The sequence below is a fragment of the Nonomuraea sp. NPDC050786 genome (genome assembly GCF_040654115.1).
Taxonomy (GTDB): domain Bacteria; phylum Actinomycetota; class Actinomycetes; order Streptosporangiales; family Streptosporangiaceae; genus Nonomuraea.
In genome coordinates, this window is sequence record NZ_JBFAHJ010000006.1 from 133,378 (window position 1) to 149,846 (window position 16,469).

Genomic DNA, 16,469 nt, shown 5'->3' on the forward strand with positions numbered 1-16,469 from the left:
AACCATCCGTTCTCGTGTCTTGACTTGCCGGGGTGAAGCGTCACGCGCGGCGGCGGTAGAACCGTCCGACGGACATCGGGGCGAACACCACGAGAATCGCGCTGATCCAGGCGATGGCGCCGGTGATCGACTGGGAGCTGGCATGGCCGTCGAGCAGGCCCCGGGAGGCGTCGACGACCAGCGTGATGGGGTTGATGTCGGCGAAGGCGCGCAGCCACGCGGGCATGCCCTCGGTCGGCACGAACGCCGAGCTGCCGAACTGGAAGGGCAGCACCCACAGGGAGGTCACCGTCGAGACGGTCGTGATGCTGCGGACGGAGACGCCGATGAACACGGCGATCCAGGACATGGCGATCCCGAAGCCCATGAGCAGCGCGATCGCGCCGAGCGTGCCCACCGGGCCGCCGAGCAGCCGGAACCCGAAGAGCGTCGAGCAGGCGATGATGACGACCAGGCTGAGCAGCATGCGCAGGCTGTCGGCGATGACCCGGCCCGTCAGCACCGCCGACCTGGAGATGGGCAGCGACCGGAACCGGTCGACGACCCCCGAGTTGAAGTCCACGGACATCCCGACGCCCGTGGTCCTGGAGATGATCATCAGGTTGATGGCCATGATGCCCGGGATGAAGTACTGGGCGTAGTTCGTCACGTTCCCCGCGATCGCCGCGCCGAAGACGGCGACGAAGATCACGGAGATGATCACAGGGGTCAGGGTGGCGTCGAGCAGCAGCCCGGGGTCGCCCTTGATCTGGACGAGGTTCCGCCGCGCCATCACGGCGGCGTCGCGGAACGCGTGCGGCAGTGGCCGGCGGCTCATGCGTCCTCCCTGGTCAGTGCGAGGAAGACCTCGTCGAGGCTGGGTGTGCGGGTGCCGAACCCGGTGACCGTGACGTCGCTGCCGCCCAGGGCGCGCAGCGCGGAGGTCAGGTCCTCGTCGCGGGCCAGCGCCATGTGCAGGACGTCCTCCCCGGACGTGTCGGGCGGCCCGGCGACCGGGGTCAGCCCGGCGGCCACCAGCGCGGCCCTGGCCTCGGCCAGGTCGCCGAGCGCCGCCTGGACGTACAGGAGCTGGCCGCCGACGCGGGAGCGCAGCTCCTTGGGGGTGCCGCGGGCGATGACCTGGCCGTGGTCCACGACGACCACGTCGTCGGCCAGCACCTCCGCCTCCTCCATGTGCTGGGTGGTGAGCAGCAGGGTCATGCCGTCGTCGGTCATCGTGCGGATGATGTCCCACAGCTCCTTGCGGCTGCGGGGGTCGAGCCCGGTGGACGGCTCGTCGAGGTAGAGGATCTCCGGGCGGCCGATCAGGCTGGCGGCCAGGTCGAGGCGGCGCCGCATGCCGCCGGAGTAGCCCTTGGCCGTGCGCCCGCCGGAGGCGTCGAGGCCGAACAGCTCCAGCATCTCGTCGGCGCGGGCCCTGGCCCGGCGGGGGCTCTCGCCGCGCAGCCGGGCCAGCATGTAGAGGTTCTCGCGGCCCGAGATGCCGTCGTCGATCGTGGCGTACTGGCCGACGACCGCGATGACCTCGCGTACGCGCTGGGGGTCGCGCACGACGTCGTGCCCGCCCACCAGGGCCCGGCCGGAAGTGGGGCGCTCCAGGGTGGACAGGATCCTGACGATGGTGGTCTTGCCCGCGCCGTTGGGGCCGAGCAGGCCGAGGACCGTCCCGGGCGGCACGTCGAGGTCCACGCCCTTGAGCGCGGCCACCTCGCCGAAGCGCTTGGTCAGCCCCTCGACGACGATCCCGCCGGCGCTCATCGGGTCACCGCCGTGGGGGCGCCCATGGCCACCAGGACCTCGCGCGTGCCGTCGTAGGGCTCGCGGCTGTGGGCCGTGCGGAGGTTGTCGACGATCATCAGGTCGCCGCTCCGCCAGGGCTCACGTACCGTGCAGATCTCGTACGCCTTGTTGATGAGCTCCACCTCCTCGGGGCCGATGGGGGCGCCGTCGCCGTAGAAGGTGTTGAACGGCAGGCGGTCGGGGCCGTAGACCTCGATGAGGTAGTCGCGGACCTCGGGGCTCATCGTCCAGGCGTTGAGGAAGGCGACCTGGTTGAACCAGCAGCGCCGCCCGGTGACCGGGTGGGTGATCACGGCCGGCCTGCGCTGCCGGGTGGACAGCCCGCCGTCGCGCCACTCGGCCTCGATGCCCTGGGCCCGGCAGTAGGCCTCCACGACGGCCGGGTCGCCGGTGCCGAACGCGTCCTGCCAGGGCACCCCGATGTCGTCGCCGTAGTGCCGGGTCAGCACCCAGCCCTCCCGCTCGAACCGGTCGGCCAGCTCGCCGGGCAGCCGGTCGAGTACGGCCCCGGCGTCGGCCAGCGCGGTGATCCCCCCGCGCTCGGGCGCCGTGACGCAGCCGAACAGCAGCAGCCGGGGCGGCTCGGCCAGGTGGCTCAGCTCGTGGTGCATGCACATCGGCTGGTCAGGCGGCCACAGGGAGGAGGAGTAGACGCCGCCGCCGTGGTCGTGGCGGGGGGCGAACCCCTCCCGCTCGGCCACCGGCTCGCCGAGTAGCTCGGCCGCCACCCGCCGCAGGTCGCCGGGCCCGTTCATGCCGAGGCCGCGGACGATCACCGCGCCGTGCTCGGCGGCCAGCGCGGCCGGGTCCCGCTCCCGCAGCCAGCCGGCGTCCGCCCCGGGAGGCGCGGTCAGCACGAGCGGTCTCTCCGTGGTGGGCGGCGAGGTGGAGGGCGGGGCAGGGCGCCCGGGGATGAGTACGGGGTCGGGCATGTCGTGGCTACCTCCGTCGATGAATGCTGCGAAATCGGCCAGCGTGGGGTGCTCGGCCAGCGTCCGGGGGGTGGCCTGCGTGCCGAGCCTGGCCAGGAAGCCGATCGCCGACAGCGAGGTGCCGCCCAGGGCGAAGAAGTCGTCGCCGCGGCCGATCCGGTCCTCGGGGAGGCGCAGGACCCGGGCCCAGGCGGCGGCCAGGCGCCGCTCGGTGTCCGTCGCGGGCGGCTCGTACGACGACGTCTCGCTCCACAGCTCCCGCGCCGGCCCGGCCAGCCGCCGCTTGTCGATCTTGCCGTTGCCGGTCAGCGGCAGCGCCGCCATCCAGCGCGCCCGAGCGGGCACCATGTACGCCGGCAGCCTCACGCCCAGCGCCTCCCGCACCGCGCCCTCGGGGACCGGCGGGTCGGCCGTGTAGAAGGCGACGAGCTGCCGCCCGCTGTCCGCGGTCTCCGCCACGACCACCGCGGCGTCGCGTACCCCGGGGACGCCCGCCAGCGCGTTCTCGACCTCGCCCAGCTCGATCCGGTGCCCCCGGATCTTGACCTGCCCGTCCCTGCGGCCCAGGAAGGCCAGCTTGCCGTCCGGCCGCCAGTAGCCGAAGTCCCCCGACCGGTACAGGCGCTCCCCCGGCCGGTGCGGGTCCTCGGTGAAGGCCAGCCGCGTCCGCTCCGGGTCGCCCACGTAGCAGCGCGCCACGCAGCGGCCCGAGAAGACGATCTCGCCGGGCGAGCCGAGCGGCACGGGCCGGTCCGCCTCGTCCAGCACATAGACGCGCGCTCCGCGGATCGGCGCGCCGATCGGCACGCTGTCTCCGTCGGGGGGCTCGCGCAGCAGCTCGTGGTTGGTGTCGTCGTGCGTCTCGGTCAGCCCGTACGCGTTGAGCACCCCGGCCCCGGGGAAGCGGGCGAACCAGCGGCTCAGCAGCTCCTTCTTCACGGCCTCGCCGGTGACCGAGATGTGGCGCAGGTCCGGCAGCTCACGCGGCTCGTCGTCCAGGTGCGTGAGCACGGCCTCCAGGTACGACGGCACGAGCTGCACGACGTTGACGCGGCGCTCGGACAGGGTGGCGGCGAAGCGGCGCACGTCGAGGATCACGTCCTGCTCGACGATCAGCGTGCGCCCGCCCGCCAGCGGGGCGGCCAGGAGCTGCCACAGCGAGATGTCGAAGCACTGCGGCGCGGTCTGCGCGACCACCTGACCGGGGCCGATCCCCAGGTCGTCGATCTTGGCGTAGAGGTGGTTGAGCATGCCCGCGTGCTCGCACACGGCGCCCTTCGGCTGCCCGGTGGAGCCCGAGGTGAAGTAGATGTAGGCCGCCTGCTCCGCCGCCACCGGGACCCCGGGGTCGCCGTCGCGGGAGGCGGCCTGGCACTCCGCGTACGTGATCGCCGGCCGCCCGCCCGCGACCGGGCCAGGGGCCAGGACGTGGCGGCAGGAGGAGCGCTCCAGCATCGCCGTCACGCGGTCCGCGGGGAAGTGCGGCTCCACCGGCAGGTACACGCCGCCGGCCTTGAGCACGCCGATCACGGCGGCCATCCAGTCGAGGTCGCGCTCGCCGATCACGGCCACCACGTCCTCGGCGGCCAGGCCGCGGTCGAGGAGGGTCCAGGCGACGCGGTTGGCGCGGGCGTTCAGCTCGGCATAGGTCCAGGTGGTGGTCCCGCACTCGGCGGCCACCTCGCCGGGGTGGCGGCGTACGCGCTCCTCGAGCAGCTCATGGAAGCGGCGGCCGGGCAGCTCGCGGGGCGCGCCGGCCAGGACGTCGAGCTGATGGCGCAGCTCCGCCTCCGACAGCAGGCCCTGCCCGCCGTGCGCGGCGGCAGGATCGCCGGCCAGCAGCTCCAGCGCGCGCCGGTAGTAGCCGCCGATCCGGCCGGCGTGCGCCTCGTCCATGGCGTCGCGGCGGTAGCGCAGCCGGATCCGCTCGCCCGGCACGTCCACGCTTACGCACAGCACGGCGTCCGCGCCATCGGGCGAACCGCTCAGATCGAGCACCGTCTCCACGACCGCCGCCGTCTCCACGACCGCCGCCGGGTCCGCGACCGCCGCCGGGTCCGCGACCGCCGCCGGGTCCGCGACCGCCACCGGGTCCGTGGCCGAGGAGAGCGCCTGGCCGGCCGCGGCGATCAGCTCCTCCCACGAGCCGTCGCGCACGTCCACCTGGCACGTCACCGCCGTACCGGCCTCCCGGCACCGGGTGACCACGCGGGTCTCGCCCGCCAGCGTCGCGAGCACCCTGGCATGCACGGCCAGCAGCACCGCGGGCAGCGGGTCCCCGGCCGCGGAGAGCAGGCCGGGACGCAGCGACACCGTCACCTCGCCCGTCCCGGTACGCGTGCCCTCACCCGCCGGGCCGTGCCACCGCGGCACGCGTGTCGGCGCGGACGCCTCCTGTAGGGTTTCACGGTCCACCCGAGCCCACCTCCTTCGGCTTTACCGGGAGGCTAGGGACGGCGTTTATCCGCGCCATATCGCGGCCATTTCATAAACACCCGAAAACGGCCCGATAAGTAACGGGCCTAGCTTCTCCGGCATGGCTAGACTGACGGGCCGGATTGGCGGCGCCCCGGCGATCCTGCTGCACGAGGAAGTGCTCGAGCCGCAGTTCTCCCACGACGTGCGGCACCTGCTGCCGCACTATTTGCACATCGAGAAGGTGCTCCTCGTCGAGTACCGGCGGATGGGCATCCTCGCCGAGGGCGAGACCCGCGCGATCGCCCGCGCGCTCGACGGGATCGGCCCCGGCGAGCTCATGGCCGATCCGCACGAGAACATGTCCGATCTCTCGTTCGGCATCGAACGCCTGGTCAGCCGGGCGAGCCCGGCCCCCGCCTGGCATGTCGACCGCAGCCGCAACGACGCGCAGGCGTGCGCGCAGCTCATGTTCGGCCGCGAGCGGGTGCTGCGGATCGCCGCGGAGCTGCTGGCCTGCGCCGCCGCCGCGCACGCGCTGGCGGCCGGGCACACCGACGCGCCGATGCCGGGCTACACCCATCTGCAGGCGGCGCAGGTCATCTCGCCGGGCTTCTACGTGACCGCCCTGGTGGAGCACTTCCTGCACAGCGCACGCAGGCTGCTGGCGACGTACGACCGGATGGACCGGTGCCCGCTCGGGTCCGGCGCCATGGCCGGGCAGGAGCTGCCCTGGGACCGGGAGTCCATGGCCGGGCTGCTCGGCTTCGCCGGGCCCGTGACGCACGCCCTGACCGGCGTCGCCTCCCGCGCCTGGCTGCTGGAGCTGGCCGGCGAGTGCGCGACCTTCGCCACCGGGCTGAACCGGTTCGTGACGGACCTGATGACGTGGGCAGGAGGGCGGCACGGCCTGATCGAGCTGCCCGACGAGCTGGCCGGCATCTCCTCGGCGATGCCGCAGAAGAAGAACTACCCGATCTTCGAGCGCATCCGCGGCAAGACCGCGCACCTGCTGTCCTGGTACGTGGACGTGTCCGCCGCCCAGCGCGGCACCCCGTACAGCAACACGGTGGAGGCGGCCAAGGAGGGCGGCGCGCAGCTCGTCACGGCCACGCAGGCTCTCGAGAGCGCGCTGCGGCTGCTCGCGCTGGCCCTGCGGCACACGCGGTTCCCCGCCGAACGCGGGCTGGCCGGGTGCACGGGCGAGTTCCTCGGGGGCTTCTCCCTGGCCAACCGGCTCACGCTGGAGGAGGGCGTGCCCTGGCGGACCGCCCAGGTGGTCGCGGGGACGTACATCACCACCGCGGACTCCTCCGGCGGCGGGATCGCGGAGGAGAAGCTGCTGGGGGAGATCGCCCGCGAGCACGGGCACCCGCTGAAAGACCCCGCCGCGCTGCTGTCCGGCCTGTCGGCCCCGGAGGACCAGCTGCGCCGCAAGCGTTCGGCGGGCTCGACGGCGCCGGAGGCGGTCCACCGCATGCTGGCCGACCAGGAAGGCGAGCTGGCGGCCCTGGAACACGAGTGGGCCGCCCGCCGCCACGCCGCCGAGAGCGCCCCCGCCCGCGTCAACGCCCTGCTCGGACTGGAGGACCCGGCATGATCGGCACCGGCCTGGCGTACGGCACCTTCGGCGAGCTCCTGCAGGGACGGCTCACCGGATCCGTCGACTTCCTCGTCACCCTGCCCATCCCGCGCGCCAGCCGCGCCGTCTTCAGCCTCGACCTCGGCACCGACGAGGTGGAGGTACGGCCCGCGCACAAGCTGAAGTCGCTCCGGGCCGCCAAGAGCGTGCTCGAGCTGCGCGGCGCCCGCTGCGGCGGCGTGCTGACCGTGGAGAGCGACCTGCCCGAGGGCAAGGGCTTCAGCAGCTCGTCCGCCGACCTGGTCGCCACGGCCCGCGCGGTCGGCGAGGCCGTCGGCGCCACGCCGGCCCCGGCCGAGATCGCAGCGCTGCTGCGCCCCATCGAGCCCACCGACGGCGTCATGTACGACGGCGTCGTCGCCTTCCTGCACCGCGAGGTCCGCCTGCTGGCCAGGCTGGGCCACCTGCCGCCGATGACGATCGTCAGCGTGGACGAGGGCGGCAAGGTCGACACCATCGCCTTCAACCGCCTGCCCAAGCCCTTCCTCCCGGCCGACCTGCGGGAGTACGAGCGGCTGCTGGACACCCTGGTCGTGGCCGTGGCGGCGGGCGACACCAGGGAGATCGGCCGCGTGGCCACCCGCAGCGCCGTGCTCAACCAGCGGCTCAACCCCAAACGCACGATCGAGCCGATGCGCGCCGTCTGCGAGGCGGTCGGCGGGCTCGGCATCGCGGTCGCGCACAGCGGCACCGTCGTCGGGTTGCTGCTCGACGACGCCGATCCGCGCTTCCCCGACCAGCTCGACCGCGCCAAGCGGGCCTGCGTGCGGCTGGCCGGCCACGCGCACGTCTACCACACGCTCGCCGTGCCCGAGGAGGTTCGATGCTTCACCCGAACATGATCGCCGCCATCGGCCACACCCCGCTGGTCAGGCTCGCGGTGCCGGGCGCGGCGGCGTACGCCAAGCTCGAGCTGCAGAACCCGTTCGCGATGAAGGACCGCGTCGCGCGGCAGGTCATCCTGGCCGCCCGCGAGTCGGGGGAGCTGGCCCCCGGCGCGCCCGTCGTGGAGAGCTCGTCCGGGACGATGGCGCTCGGCGTCGCCCTGGTCGGCACCGCGCTCGGGCACCCGGTGCACATCGTCACCGACCCCCGGATCGACCCGATCACCCTGGCCAAGCTGCGCGCGCTGGGCTGCCAGGTGCACATCGTGGAGCGGATGACCGCGCAGGGCTGGCAGAGCGCGCGGCTGGAGCGGCTGGCGGAGCTGCGGGACACGCTGCCCGGCTCCTTCTGGCCCCGGCAGTACAGCAACCCGGACAACCCGCGCGCCTACCGCTCGCTGGCGGCGGAGCTGATCGCCGACCTCGGGCACGTGGACGTGCTGGTCGGCGCGGTGGGCAGCGGCGGCTCGCTGTGCGGGACCGCCAGGGCCCTGCGCGAGAGCCTGCCCGACCTGTGGACGGTGGGCGTGGACTGCGTCGGCAGCGTCATCTTCGGCCAGCCGGACCTGCCGGGACGCCTCCAGAGCGGCCTGGGCAACAGCCTGGTGCCGCAGAACGTCGACCACGCCGCCGTCGACGAGGTGCACTGGCTCAACGACCGCGAGGCGTTCGAGTCGACCCTCGCCCTGGCCGCCGAGCAGCAGATCTTCGGCGGCAACACCTCCGGCTCGGTCTACCGGGTGCTGCGCCACCTGGCGGCCGCGGAGCCGCCCGGCACCAGGATCGTGGCCATCATGCCCGACCGGGGCGACCGCTACGCCTCCACCGTCTACGACGAGACGCACTGGCTGGAGAAGGAGCTGCACGACCTTCCGGCCGCCGCCGCGCCCGTGGAGGTGGACGCGTCGGAGACGGTGCGCAGCTGGTCTTACTGCTTCCCAGGATCGAGACGCAAGGAGTCGAGATGGGCCGCTGCCTTGCCTTCATAGAGGCCAACACCACCGGCACCGGGATGATGGCGCTGCGGACCGCCAGGGACCTGGGGCTGGAGCCGCTCTTCTTCACCGGCCGGCCCGAGCGCTACCGCGGGCTGGACGGCTCCGGGGCCGAGGTGGTGCGCTGCGACACCAACGACGCCGCCGCGCTCCGCGCCGCCGTGGAGCGTCACGCGGGCGAGCTGTGCGGCGTGACCACCACCAGCGACTTCTACGTCGCCGCCGCGGCCGAGCTGGCGGCCGGGCTGGGCCTGCCCGGCAATCCGCCCGAGGTCGTGCGGCTCTGCCGCGACAAGGGCAGGCTGCGCCGGGTGCTGGCCGAGGCCGGGGTGCCGCAGCCGAAGTTCGCCGTGGTCACCGAGGAGGACCAGATCACCGCCGCGCTCGCGTCGGTCGGGCTGCCATGCGTGGCCAAGCCCGTGGACGGCTCGGGGTCGGAGCACGTACGGCTCTGCGCCACCGAGGAGGAGGTGCGCGCCCACGCCGGCGAGGTGCTGTCGGTACGCACGAACGTGCGCGGCCAGCCGTCGGCCGGGGCGATCCTGCTGGAGGAGTACCTGGAGGGCCCCGAGTACAGCGTCGAGACCTTCCACATCCGTGGCGAGCCCACCTGCGTCGGCGTCGTGGCCAAGTCGGTGACCGGCCACCCCTACTTCGTGGAGTCCGGGCACGTCTACCCGGCTCCGCTCGACCCCCTGGAGGGCGAGGCGCTGGTCGCCGCCGCGCAGGCGGCGCTCGCCGCGGCCGGCGTCCGGGAGGGGCCCACCCACACCGAGGTGAAGCTGCTGCCCGGCGGCGTGGCGATCGTCGAGATCAACCCGCGCCTGGCAGGTGGCATGATCCCCGAGCTGGTCCGCCTCGTGGACGGCCTCGACCTGCTCGAACAGCAGCTCCGCGGCGCGGCGGGCATGCCGGTGACGCTCGCGACCAGGCGCCGCGGATACGCGGGCGTGCGCTTCCTGACCGCCGAGCGGGCCGGCGTGCTGCGCACGGCGTGCGGATGGCGCCAGGCCGAGCTGCTGCCCGGCGTGGAGAGCGTCGTGATCACCGCCGAGCCGGGCACGCGCGTGTCGCCGCCGCGCAGCGCGTATGACCGGCTCGGGCACGTGATCGCGCGCGGCAGGACCGTCCGCCAGCTCACCGCGCGGCTCGAGGCGGCGGTTCCCAGTCTTCTGATGGAAGCGAGTGAGCGACCGTGATCAGGCACATCGTGCTGTTCAAGCTGAAGCCGCAGTTCACCTGGGACGACGAGTGTGTCGTCCGGGCCGAGCGCATGGCGGCCGAGGTCGGCGCGCAGGTGGGCGACCTCCTCGAATGGCGGGTCGGCAGGAACGTCTCCGACCGCGACATCGCCTACGACTTCGTCGTGATGGGCCTGGTCGACGACGAGGCGGCCCTGCAGCGGTACCTGGTCCACCCCTTCCATCAGCAGTCCGTGCGGCAGTGGCGCGAAATCAGCGACTGGGTCGTCGCAGATCTCGAGGAGTGAGGGAAAACGATGTTCACCGTCTATCATCCGGAGCTCGCCGACCTGGCGAGGTCCCTTCGCGAACGGCACGACGAGTTCCTGGCCGGCGGCTGGGACGCCGCCCGCCTGGCCGAGTACCAGGCCGAGCGGCTGCGGGCGACGCTCGCGTACGCCGGCAGCCGCTCGCCGTTCTACCGTGCCAGGCTCGACGGGCTGGCCGAGGGCGACGACCTGGCCACCGTGCCGTTCACCACGAAACAGGACCTGCGTGACGCCGGCCTGGACCTGCTGTCGCGCCCGATGCACGAGGCGTGGATCTTCTACGAGACCACCGGCACGACCGGTGCCGCGACGCCGTGCCCCCGCGACAACGTCGACACCCTGCACAACAACAGCGTGCTGACCGCCTACTACGGCACGGTCTTCGACCAGTACGGCGACGCCCAGGTGATCGGCGTCTCCGGCCCCAGCGAGATGCACGCCACCGGCGACACCTTCGGCGACGTCTGCCGCAACCTCGGCCTCGCCGTGGCCAAGATGTGGCCGCACTCGCCGATGGTCGGCTTCGAGCGGGCCCTGGAGGTCATGCGGCTGCTGCCGATCACGGGCATGTTCTGCACGCCCGGCATGGCGCTGTCACTGGCCAAGAGGGCGGTGGAGGCCGGGCTCGACCCGCGCGAGGACTTCTCGATCGAGGTGTTCATGCTCACCGGCGAGCTGGCCTCGCCCAGCCTGCTGGCCAACATCGGCTCCCTGTGGGGCGCCCGCGCCTACAACGCCCTGTACGCCTCGCAGGAGGCGTCGGTGCTGGCCGCCGCGGGCGCCGACGGCGGCCTCTACACGGCGCCGCTGATCAACTACTACGAGGTCATCGACCCGGAGACCACCCGCCCCGCCACCCCGGGGCCGGACGGCGTGCGGCAGGGCGAGCTCGTCGTCACCAACCTGTACCAGGGCGCCAAGCCGCTGATCCGCTACCGGACCGGCGACATGGTCAGGATGAGCCCCGCCGCGCCGGGGGCCGACATCCCCGCGCCGCGCGTGGAGGTCCTCGGCCGCGTCGGCGACCAGCTCGAGGTGAACGGCCGCCGCATCACCGGCTACGACCTGGAGGACCTGCTCCTGCGGCACGTCCGTAACTGCCTGGACTACCAGATCGTGCTGGCGGACGACCACGTCGGCCTGCTGCTCCACGGCGACCTCGGGGCCGACGACCCCGGCCTGCGCCTGGCCCGCGAGGAGTGCCGCGACACGCTCGGCACCGAGCTGGTCGTCTCCTTCGGCGACCCGGGCGCCATCACCAGCACCGGCGCCATGGTGAGCTGGAAGGCCGCCAGGGTGGTCGACCGCCGGTCCGGCCGGCTCGGCGCGCGGGACGAGCGTGAGGCGCGCGCCGCCCGCGCCCTGGCCGCCCGGAGGCGGTGATGCGGCCCCTGCACGGCCGCTGGGTCTACCACGGCGGCGAGTTCGTGCCGTTCTCCGAGGTACACCTGCCGCCGACCACCCAGGGCCTGCACTACGGCACCGGCGTGTTCGAGGGCATCAGGGCGTACGCCACGCGCGACGGCGCGCAAACCCATCTGTTCCGCGTGCACGACCATTACCGGCGCTTCCTGCGCTCGTGCCGGCTGCTGCGCATCGATCCGGGGCTGACGGCCGACGAGCTGGCGGACGTGACCGCCGAGCTGCTGCGCCGCAACGGCGACCGGGGAGACGTGTACGTCCGCCCGCTGGCGTACAAGCTGGGCCTCCTGCCGGGCACCCCGCCCGGCGTGGGCCTGGGCGGCGTGTCCGACGCCGTCACCATCGTCGCCTCGCGGCTCGGCGACTACGGCCCGCCCGGCGGCGTGCGCTGCCTGATCAGCTCGTGGCGGCGGCCGGGCCGCGCCACGCTGCCGGTGCAGGCCAAGGTGACCGGCGGCTACGTCAACAACGCGCTGGCCGTCGAGGACGCCCGCGCCGCCGGCTACGACGACGCGATCCTGCTGAACGAGGCCGGTCAGGTCGCCGAGGCGAGCACGGCCAACGTCTTCGCGGTGCGCGGGGGCCGCCTGGCCACCCCGCCCGCCGACGCCGACATCCTGCCCGGCATCACCAGGGACACGGTGCTCACCCTGGCCGCCGGGCTGGGGATGCCCGCGGAGGAGTCGCCGCTGCACCCGGCCGACCTGCTCCTGGCCGACGAGGTCTTCCTCACCGGCACCGGGATCGGCGTCACCCCGGTGATCGAGATCAACGGGCGGCCCGTCGGCGCCGGCGCGCCGGGCCCGTCCACCACCCGCCTCGCCCAGCTGTACGGCCGGCTCGTACGCGCCGAGCGGGAGGACACCCACGGATGGCTCACCCCGGTGGAGACCGGGAGTGACGAACAGGCTCTGGCGGAAGAAGCGGTGGCGAAGGCATGAACCGGACCGGCGACATGGAACTGCTCGGCTGGATGGACGTCGACACGCGCAGCCGCGCGCCGCTCGAGGCGATCGGAACGCTCGGCCCCGTGGGCACGAGCAGCGAGACGGCGGCCGCCATGCTGTGGCGGGTGGCCGAGGCCCCCGGCGACCCCAGGATCGACCTGTACGACACGTACGAGGAGGCGGCCCAGGCCCTGCTCGACGGCAAGGTCACCCACTTCGTCGTGGCCAACGCCTACCGGTGCGTCAACGAGTTCTACATGGACACCCGGATGGCTCTGGGCGGCGCGTTCATCATGGACACCCCGCTGTACGGGCTGGCCAAGTCACGCGGCCACGACACCGTGCCCGCCGAGCCGACGATCGCCACGCACCCGGCCCCGGCCCCGCTCATCGCGCAACTCCTGCCGCCGAACTACACGCCCGGCAAGGTGATGATCATGAGTTCGACCAGCGCCGCGGCCATGGCGGTCAGCTGCGGCACGATCGACCTCGCGCTCACCACCGCGCCGTCCGTGGAGACCTACGACCTGGAGTTCATCTCGCGGACCCGCCCGATCCGCATGGTCTGGTCCGTCTTCGTCGCCTCCGACTGATCCCGTACGTACGCAAAGGAGAGGATCATGCTGTTCCTCGACGGCCAGGCCGTGCGCAAGGCCCTGCCCGTGGAAGAGGCGATCGGCCTCATGGCCGGCGTCATGCGCGCCTACAGCTCCGGGGAAGTGACGCAGCCGCTACGCGCCATCCTGCGGCCGGAGTCGGACGACGGCGTCTTCGCCGCCATGCCCAGCCACGTCCCCGGCTCCGGGTACGGCATCAAGGCCATCTCACTGCGGCCCGGCAACCCCGCCAAGGGGCTGCCCGCGCACGTCGGCATGGTGATCGTGTTCGACCCGGAGACCGGTTACCCGCTGGCCCTGATGGACGCCGCCGAGCTGACCGCCGTGCGGACCGCGGCCGTGTCGGCGGCGGCCACGGACGCGCTGGCCCGGCCGGAGGCGGGCGACCTGGCCCTCATCGGCTCCGGCGTGCAGGCCCGCAGCCACTTGGAGGCCCTCGCCGCCGTGCGGACGCTGCGCCGGGTCCGCGTGTTCAGCCCGAACAGCGCGGCCGGCCTGCAGAAATGGGCCGCCACCTGGCTCGACGTGCCCGTCGAGGTCATGCCCTCCGCCGCGGCCGCTCTGGAGGGCGCGGACCTGGTCTGCACCGTCACCTCATCCAGGAAGCCCGTCGTGGCGGGCGCCGACCTCACACCGGGCGCGCACGTCAACGCGGTCGGGGCGTCCGTGGCCGACGCCAGGGAGCTGGACTCCGAGGCGGTCGCGCGGTGCGCGGTGTTCGTGGACAGCAGGCAGTCGGCCGCCGCCGAGTCGTACGACCTGCGCGCACCCATGGAGGAGGGGCTGACCGGAGCGGACCACGTACGGGCCGAGCTGGGCGAGGTGCTGCTCGGCCGGCACCCGGGCCGCACGGACGCCGAGGAGATCACCCTGTACAAGTCGCTCGGCATGGCCGCGCAGGACGTCGTCGCCGGCTTCGCCGCGGCGCGGGCCGCCCAGGAGTCCGGGCTCGGCATCCACGTCCCCTTCCCGGCGTCATGAAGATCTTCGTGGTGGACGCCTTCGCGTCGCGGCGGTTCGGCGGCAACCCGGCCGGCGTGTGCCTGCTGGACCGGCCGCGCGAGGGCCGCTGGATGCAGTCGGTGGCCGCGGAGCTGAACCTGTCGGAGACCGCGTTCGTGGACCGGTCGGACGGCGGTGACGGCATCGGCCTGCGCTGGTTCACCCCTGACGGGGAGGTGGACCTGTGCGGGCACGCCACCCTGGCCGCGGCCCACGTGCTCTGGGAGCGCGAGGGGGAGCGGCGGGAGCGGCTGCGCTTCCGTACCAGGAGCGGCGTGCTCGAGACCGAGCGGGGCGAGCACGGCATCCGGCTCGACCTGCCCGCCGAGCCGCCGGAGCCGGTCGAGGAGCCCGCCGGGCTGGCCGAGGCGCTCGGCGCGCGGCCCGTCTGGACCGGCCGCAACCGCTTCGACTATCTCGTCGAGCTGGCCGACGAGGCGGAGGTGGCCAGGCTGCGGCCGGACTTCGCCGCGCTGGCCGCCTTCCCGGTGCGCGGCGTCATCGTGACGGCCGCCGGGGAGGGCGAGCACGACTTCGTCTCCCGGTTCTTCGCGCCCCGGCACGGCGTGAACGAGGACCCGGTGACCGGGTCGGCGCACTGCTGCCTGGGCCCGTTCTGGGGCGCCCGGCTCGGGCGCGGTGACCTTCTCGGCCACCAGATCTCGCCCAGGGGCGGGCGCGTACGCGTGACGCTCCTCGGTGACCGCGTCGCCCTCGACGGCCGCGCGGTCATCTTCATGAGCGGAGAACTTCACGACCAGGAGGAACAATGACCACCTTCGTCATCGGCAACGTCGCCGCCATCCCCGACAAGGAGAAGATGGCCGAGTACCGCGCCAAGGTGCTGGCCACCCTCCAGGCGTACGGCGGCGGTTTCGCCATCCGCGGCGGCGCGTTCGACGTGCTCGAGGGCGACTGGCAGCCCACCCACCTGTCGGTGATGCGCTTCCCCAGCGCCGACCACGCCAGGCGCTGGTACGCCTCGCCCGAGTACGCCGAGATCGTGCCGCTGCGCGAGGGCGTCCACATGGACCTGATCCTCGTGGACGGTCCCGATGCCTGAGCCGACGTACGACCTGGCCGACCCGCGCACGTTCAGGGAGCACGACCAGTACGCCATCTGGCGGCACCTGCGCAGCGAGGCCCCCGTCTACTGGAACGCCCCGCGCGGCGGCAACCCGGGGTTCTGGGCGCTCACCAAGTACGACGACGTCGTGGCCGTCTACAAGGACGGCGAGCGCTTCACCTCCGAACGCGGCAACGTGCTGACGACCCTGCTGGCCGGTGGCGACTCGGCGGTCGGGCGGATGCTGGCCGTGACCGACGGCAAGCGCCACCAGGACCTGCGCAACGTGATGCTCAAGGCGTTCTCGCCGCGCGCGCTCGCGTACGTGGCCGAGCGCGTGCAGGCCAACACCCGCGAGCGCGTACGGGCCGGGCTCGACCTGGGCACCTGCGACTTCGCCGCGGACGTGGCCGAGAAGATCCCCATCAACACCATCTCCGACCTGCTGGGCGTGCCGGACTCCGACCGCGACCTGCTGCTGCGCCTGACCAAGACCGCGCTGAGCAGCGACACCGACAGCGACGACCCCGAGGAGGCCGCCGAGGAGTCGCTGATGGCACGCAACGAGATCCTGTTCTACTTCGACGACCTGGTGGCCGAGCGCCGCGCCCGGCCCCGCGAGGACGTCATCTCCACCCTGGTCCAGGCGACCGTCGACGGCCGGCAGGTCGAGCCCGACGACGTCGTGTTCAACTGCTACAGCCTGATCATCGGCGGCGACGAGACCAGCCGCCTCACCATGATCGGCATGGTCCCGGTGCTGGCGGAGAACCCCGCCCAGTGGGCCGCGCTCAAGAGCGGCGAGGTGAGCGTCAAGAGCGCCGTGGAGGAGATCCTGCGCTACGTCAGCCCCGCCATGCACTTCGGCAGGCGGGCCACGCGCGCCGTCACGATCAGGGGCGTCGACATCGCCGAGGGCGACATCGTCACGCTCTGGAACTCCTCCGCCAACCGCGACGAGGAGATCTTCACCGACCCCGAGAGCCTCGACCTCGCCCGCACCCCGAACCGGCACGCCAGCTTCGGGTACGGCCCCCACTTCTGCCTCGGCGCCTTCCTCGGCCGCACCGAGATCGGCGCGATGCTCGAGGCGCTGCGCGACCTCGTGGACGAGATGCACATCACCGCCGAGCCCGAACGGCTGCATTCCAACCTGCTGAGCGGAATAACGAGCCTGCAGGTGAAATTGACGCCGGCCGCCGGAAATTAAACGACTGATATCCCGACGAAAAATCGC

General features: G+C 73.1%; 15 protein-coding genes. 12 read left to right on the plus strand and 3 right to left on the minus strand.

Features of this window, described 5'->3' with window-relative positions; genetic code table 11:
* Positions 1-40 precede the first annotated feature (40 nt).
* Genes AB0H84_RS14535 through AB0H84_RS14545 form a run of 3 tightly spaced genes read right to left on the minus strand, consistent with a single transcriptional unit; the run spans position 41 to position 5,147 of the window.
* Positions 41-817 carry an ABC transporter permease gene (locus AB0H84_RS14535; protein WP_357603389.1) on the minus strand — a complete coding sequence of 259 codons (777 nt, stop codon included), beginning with the start codon at positions 815-817 and terminating at the stop codon, positions 41-43.
* Positions 814-1,758, minus strand: coding sequence for an ATP-binding cassette domain-containing protein (locus AB0H84_RS14540; protein WP_357603391.1), 945 nt, complete (start codon positions 1,756-1,758; stop codon positions 814-816). The genes AB0H84_RS14535 and AB0H84_RS14540 overlap by 4 nt, the downstream gene beginning before the upstream one ends.
* Positions 1,755-5,147 (minus strand): amino acid adenylation domain-containing protein, encoded by a 3,393-nt coding sequence (locus tag AB0H84_RS14545; RefSeq protein WP_357603393.1) that lies wholly within the window; start codon positions 5,145-5,147, stop codon positions 1,755-1,757. The genes AB0H84_RS14540 and AB0H84_RS14545 overlap by 4 nt, the downstream gene beginning before the upstream one ends.
* Before the next feature lie 121 nt (positions 5,148-5,268).
* On the opposite strand from AB0H84_RS14545, the gene AB0H84_RS14550 reads away from it, so the two are divergent.
* Genes AB0H84_RS14550 through AB0H84_RS14605 form a run of 12 tightly spaced genes read left to right on the plus strand, consistent with a single transcriptional unit; the run spans position 5,269 to position 16,442 of the window.
* A complete protein-coding gene (locus AB0H84_RS14550) occupies positions 5,269-6,747 on the plus strand; it encodes a lyase family protein (protein ID WP_357603395.1) in 1,479 nt (492 codons plus the stop codon).
* Positions 6,744-7,631, plus strand: a complete 888-nt coding sequence (locus AB0H84_RS14555; RefSeq protein ID WP_357603397.1) for a hypothetical protein — start codon at positions 6,744-6,746, stop codon at positions 7,629-7,631. Before AB0H84_RS14550 ends, AB0H84_RS14555 begins: the two co-directional genes overlap by 4 nt.
* Positions 7,613-8,662 carry a cysteine synthase family protein gene (locus AB0H84_RS14560; RefSeq protein ID WP_357603399.1) on the plus strand — a complete coding sequence of 350 codons (1,050 nt, stop codon included), beginning with the start codon at positions 7,613-7,615 and terminating at the stop codon, positions 8,660-8,662. The genes AB0H84_RS14555 and AB0H84_RS14560 overlap by 19 nt, the downstream gene beginning before the upstream one ends.
* Positions 8,638-9,867: an ATP-grasp domain-containing protein gene (locus tag AB0H84_RS14565; RefSeq protein ID WP_357603401.1), complete on the plus strand. Its 1,230-nt coding sequence runs from the start codon at positions 8,638-8,640 to the stop codon at positions 9,865-9,867. Before AB0H84_RS14560 ends, AB0H84_RS14565 begins: the two co-directional genes overlap by 25 nt.
* Positions 9,864-10,157 carry a Dabb family protein gene (locus tag AB0H84_RS14570; protein WP_357603403.1) on the plus strand — a complete coding sequence of 98 codons (294 nt, stop codon included), beginning with the start codon at positions 9,864-9,866 and terminating at the stop codon, positions 10,155-10,157. The genes AB0H84_RS14565 and AB0H84_RS14570 overlap by 4 nt, the downstream gene beginning before the upstream one ends.
* A 9-nt stretch (positions 10,158-10,166) precedes the next feature.
* Positions 10,167-11,561 (plus strand): hypothetical protein, encoded by a 1,395-nt coding sequence (locus tag AB0H84_RS14575; protein WP_357603404.1) that lies wholly within the window; start codon positions 10,167-10,169, stop codon positions 11,559-11,561.
* Positions 11,561-12,541 (plus strand): branched-chain amino acid transaminase, encoded by a 981-nt coding sequence (locus tag AB0H84_RS14580; protein ID WP_357603406.1) that lies wholly within the window; start codon positions 11,561-11,563, stop codon positions 12,539-12,541. Before AB0H84_RS14575 ends, AB0H84_RS14580 begins: the two co-directional genes overlap by 1 nt.
* Positions 12,538-13,140, plus strand: coding sequence for a hypothetical protein (locus tag AB0H84_RS14585; protein WP_357603408.1), 603 nt, complete (start codon positions 12,538-12,540; stop codon positions 13,138-13,140). Before AB0H84_RS14580 ends, AB0H84_RS14585 begins: the two co-directional genes overlap by 4 nt.
* A gap of 27 nt (positions 13,141-13,167) precedes the next feature.
* On the plus strand, positions 13,168-14,145 hold the full coding sequence (locus AB0H84_RS14590; RefSeq protein WP_357603410.1) for an ornithine cyclodeaminase family protein: 978 nt from the start codon (positions 13,168-13,170) through the stop codon (positions 14,143-14,145).
* Positions 14,142-14,939: a PhzF family phenazine biosynthesis protein gene (locus AB0H84_RS14595; RefSeq protein ID WP_357603411.1), complete on the plus strand. Its 798-nt coding sequence runs from the start codon at positions 14,142-14,144 to the stop codon at positions 14,937-14,939. The genes AB0H84_RS14590 and AB0H84_RS14595 overlap by 4 nt, the downstream gene beginning before the upstream one ends.
* Positions 14,936-15,229, plus strand: coding sequence for a DUF1330 domain-containing protein (locus AB0H84_RS14600; protein ID WP_357603413.1), 294 nt, complete (start codon positions 14,936-14,938; stop codon positions 15,227-15,229). Before AB0H84_RS14595 ends, AB0H84_RS14600 begins: the two co-directional genes overlap by 4 nt.
* Entirely contained in the window at positions 15,222-16,442 is a 1,221-nt protein-coding gene (locus AB0H84_RS14605; RefSeq protein WP_357603415.1) for a cytochrome P450, read from the plus strand. The genes AB0H84_RS14600 and AB0H84_RS14605 overlap by 8 nt, the downstream gene beginning before the upstream one ends.
* The last annotated feature ends 27 nt before the right edge of the window (positions 16,443-16,469 follow it).